The organism is Bradyrhizobium sp. MI1.7 (assembly GCF_055811795.1).
Genome location: NZ_JBVVPO010000171.1, coordinates 1 through 3,151, shown reverse-complemented (window position 1 = coordinate 3,151; position 3,151 = coordinate 1). Strand labels below are relative to the sequence as shown.

Genomic DNA, 3,151 nt, shown 5'->3' with positions numbered 1-3,151 from the left:
CTGGAGTGCCTGCTGCATGGCGCTGATTCTCCCCCAAATCAAAGCGCCAGACATCCCTCGAACTGCATCAAAAGTGAGTCAGAGCCATATTTACAGGCCGATTGACAACCATTGCCCGCGCCGCACGTCGCCCCCTTCGTCGCGACGGCATTGGCGCAAGTCGAGGGAGCGCTATCGATCGGCGAAGCCCGCCTGATGGTGGGGCATCGCGATCCGCATGATGGCGTGCGCGCCGAAGTCCCGCGCGGGCTACCACTTCACTGCCGCCATCGGCTTCGATCCTTGCTTGAGGACTACGCGCCGACGATCCCGACCGGGCCAACGATCAACACACACTCGCCGGGAGAAGCTGGGCCGCGGTCTCGAACACTTCCGCAAGGAAGGCGCGAGGTTGATCCCGCCACCGACCGCGACGATCCTTACGAGGACGAAGTCTACCGGCTGTGGGCGATCAAGCAGCAGAGCAAGTGTCCGAGAGGCCCGCGTCATTTTCGTCTGCGCCGTATCCGTTTGCTGCTGAGCCGTTTGGCGTTTGCCGCCACCTTTCTTCGATACTGCTCAACAATCTTGTTTCCAGATGCGCCAGCCATCAGGCTTGTACCGGCCTTCGCCGCCGCCAAGACCTTTTCACTCACCATGCGCTGGGCTTCTCGTTGAGCCGCTTTGCCGCCGCGCATCAGCTTCGCGATCCGAAGTCCGATCACGCGATTGCTTTCTAGCCCTAGCATCATCCAGTTCCACATGGTGCGATATTCCCAGTCGTTCGAACGGCGTACCATCAGGGATGCCATCAACGGCCACGGTGTGCGCGATGTTCAATCAAACCTGCGTGGCTGGTCAACGGGCGCAATCTGCTCGCTCATTCCCTCCTGAGCCCGCCTCGGCAACACACGTCACCAACGGACTAGCAAGAGTTCCTTCACCTTCACTCACGGATACATCCGAATGGGCGATAGCCGAAGATCACTTGATGCTGAAGAGTGAGACCGCTGCTGCTGGGGGCCAAACGGGGATGTCCGATGGGTGCGGCAGGCTCGCGCTTTGCGCACATGAAGAGAAGTCTCCGCGTTCGGGCGGTCGTTGTCGGCGTTCTGGAGGAGTTGCCGTTTATCTGCCCGGTGGCGGTCGCGATCGGCTCGCTGATCATGATCGGCATCACGCTCTATATGGATTGGTCCCAGTGAGCGGGAAGTGACGAGCGATCTTACCATGGCGGCTTCTGCAACTGACCGATCTCGAATTGCGTCGGTATTCAAATGCAGGTCAGCATTGGTGGCTTGAGCCTCAGTCCGGAAGCTGGGGATATGTCCCCTTGGGTTCTACCAGAACGAGCGAGTAGCTCATTCGAGAGACGACCAGAACACTCACGCCACCACCGCGCCCCTCAAGGAGGCCCCTCGACACAAGGCAGCTCAAACTCTTCAAGTAGCAGACGATCAGAGCCAGACTGTGCCACGGGCGGAGCGGCCATCCCGCTTTCGCTTTTGTGACGCTTTAGCCACGCTTACCGGTGAGGACCTGATCTTGAAACGTAGGAGAGTACGTCATGCCGCCGACCGATCAGTCGCGAAATCATGTTGGCGAACTGAACGAGAGAAAGAATTGCGAGAAATTCCAAAATCATTTCGAAAAGCCTCCGGGTTCGAAAATTCGCTGTTGTAAAACACGCCCCAGCCCGGAGACCGCAAATCTAGAACTGTTTGTTGCGGCGTAAACGCAAAATGGAACAGTTCAACGAAGAACAATAAATCAGTTGCCTTTCGGCAACAGCATGAGGAGATTGCAGCGTTCTCGAAAACACGCTTTCATTGCCGCGACGTGCGCAGCATCGGCTTCACTGCGCGACGATTGCCGCCGCTCCCGCCGCAGGTATCGCAAGTAAGCCACGCGGCTCTGATCTAGCGGGAAGCCGTCACCTTGCCGCCTTGCCGATGTAGGCCCGGCTGCAATCGAGGTGCAGCGTCATTGGCCCGACGCGCTGACGGTCGTAGCCCTTTGGCGATGAGGGCAATCAACGGTGACGGTCTCGGACATCAGCCATTCCTGTTGCGCCGCGCCGCTTTTGAAGGATCGTCGATCTTAGCGTCGCCCTCATTGTGCCGTCTATCGCTTGAGGAAATGACGGCGTCTCAAGACCAGAATTGGTCCTCCCGCTGCTCATCGCCTTGATACTCGCGGAAGTCGGTCGCCTTTCCGTTCTTCATCTGCCAGACGTGGATCTCCGGAAACGACGCGGACAGCCCGTTTCGTTCTGCGTTCACGGTAACCAAGGCGACAACGAGATCGTCTTCAGCCAGCACATTGTGCACATCCATGCTGAACGCGCCTCCCGAAAGCTCCATCGTGCGTTGAAAGAAGCCTCCGACCTGATCGTGACCGGTATAGTCGCCTGATAGGGGACTATGACCGGGAACGTGCCATGTGATGCCGGCGTCGAAAACCGCGAAAACCGAGGGGATGCTTCCTATCGCAAAGTCTTCGTAGGCCTTGCGGATAATCACCGAATTCAAATCGCCCATTGTTGTCTCCCCTAAAAGGGTTAGCACTCCTACGGGACTAATCGTAGTCACGGTGAAGTACAAAGCCCGAATATAGCAACCAATCGGTCGCCTCGAAATGTCTCCTCTTGGGCCCAGCGTCATTTTCATACGGAGCGAAAGTTCGTCGCTGTCAGGCCAAGGCGGACGTTCGCCTTCGCCTGCAACTGCAACAACGGTTTTTCTCGCAGCAAATATCCAGACCTCCCGGCGTCGCGCGGTCCCCGCGTTTTCTACACGCCTCACAGGACCCGGACGACCTCGCGCAACTCCGTTCAATCCGAACGTGGCAGGCGCAAAGAGCGGCGACGGCGGAGCGGCGATGAGGCACACGATGGGCTGTAAGCTTGGCGCGCGCGCCGAGATCTTCGCAAGGCGCTCGGGCGCGGCCTCGATCACTTCCGCAGCGAAGGCGCGAAGCTGATCCCGCCGCCGACAGAGCGGGACGCCTACGAGGCCGAAGCCTATCGGCTGTGGGCGATCAAGCAGCAGGGCAAGTGACCGCGACCTAGTGCAACGATATGTCCGGTGTTGGATGGCGATCTCAACTGATCGACGCAACACTTTATCTTAGAGGAAAAGATGGAGTGTTGGATGGAACGGAGATTTCATAG

Annotated in this window: 3 protein-coding genes; 1 reads left to right on the top strand and 2 read right to left on the bottom strand. The window is 58.3% G+C overall.

Annotated elements, in window-relative coordinates:
* Window positions 1-485: 485 nt before the first annotated feature.
* Window positions 486-743 (bottom strand): hypothetical protein, encoded by a 258-nt coding sequence (locus AC0L3X_RS46775; RefSeq protein WP_028154361.1) that lies wholly within the window; start codon window positions 741-743, stop codon window positions 486-488.
* A 276-nt stretch (window positions 744-1,019) separates the two neighbouring features.
* Between AC0L3X_RS46775 and AC0L3X_RS46770 the strand changes: the two genes are divergently transcribed.
* Complete coding sequence (locus tag AC0L3X_RS46770) at window positions 1,020-1,184, top strand: hypothetical protein (protein ID WP_196238392.1); 165 nt, start codon at window positions 1,020-1,022, stop codon at window positions 1,182-1,184.
* A gap of 945 nt (window positions 1,185-2,129) precedes the next feature.
* Here the strand turns inward: AC0L3X_RS46770 and AC0L3X_RS46765 are convergent.
* A complete protein-coding gene (locus AC0L3X_RS46765; RefSeq protein ID WP_157790253.1) occupies window positions 2,130-2,519 on the bottom strand; it encodes a nuclear transport factor 2 family protein in 390 nt (129 codons plus the stop codon).
* Window positions 2,520-3,151: the final 632 nt, after the last annotated feature.

Bases quoted from the DNA above. Each gene is read 5' to 3' on its own strand.
- AC0L3X_RS46765 (WP_157790253.1), bottom strand. From the start codon at position 2,519: ATGGGCGATTTGAATTCGGTGATTATCCGCAAGGCCTACGAAGACTTT.
- AC0L3X_RS46775 (WP_028154361.1), bottom strand. From the start codon at position 743: ATGTGGAACTGGATGATGCTAGGGCTAGAAAGCAATCGCGTGATCGGA.
- AC0L3X_RS46770 (WP_196238392.1), top strand. From the start codon at position 1,020: ATGGGTGCGGCAGGCTCGCGCTTTGCGCACATGAAGAGAAGTCTCCGC.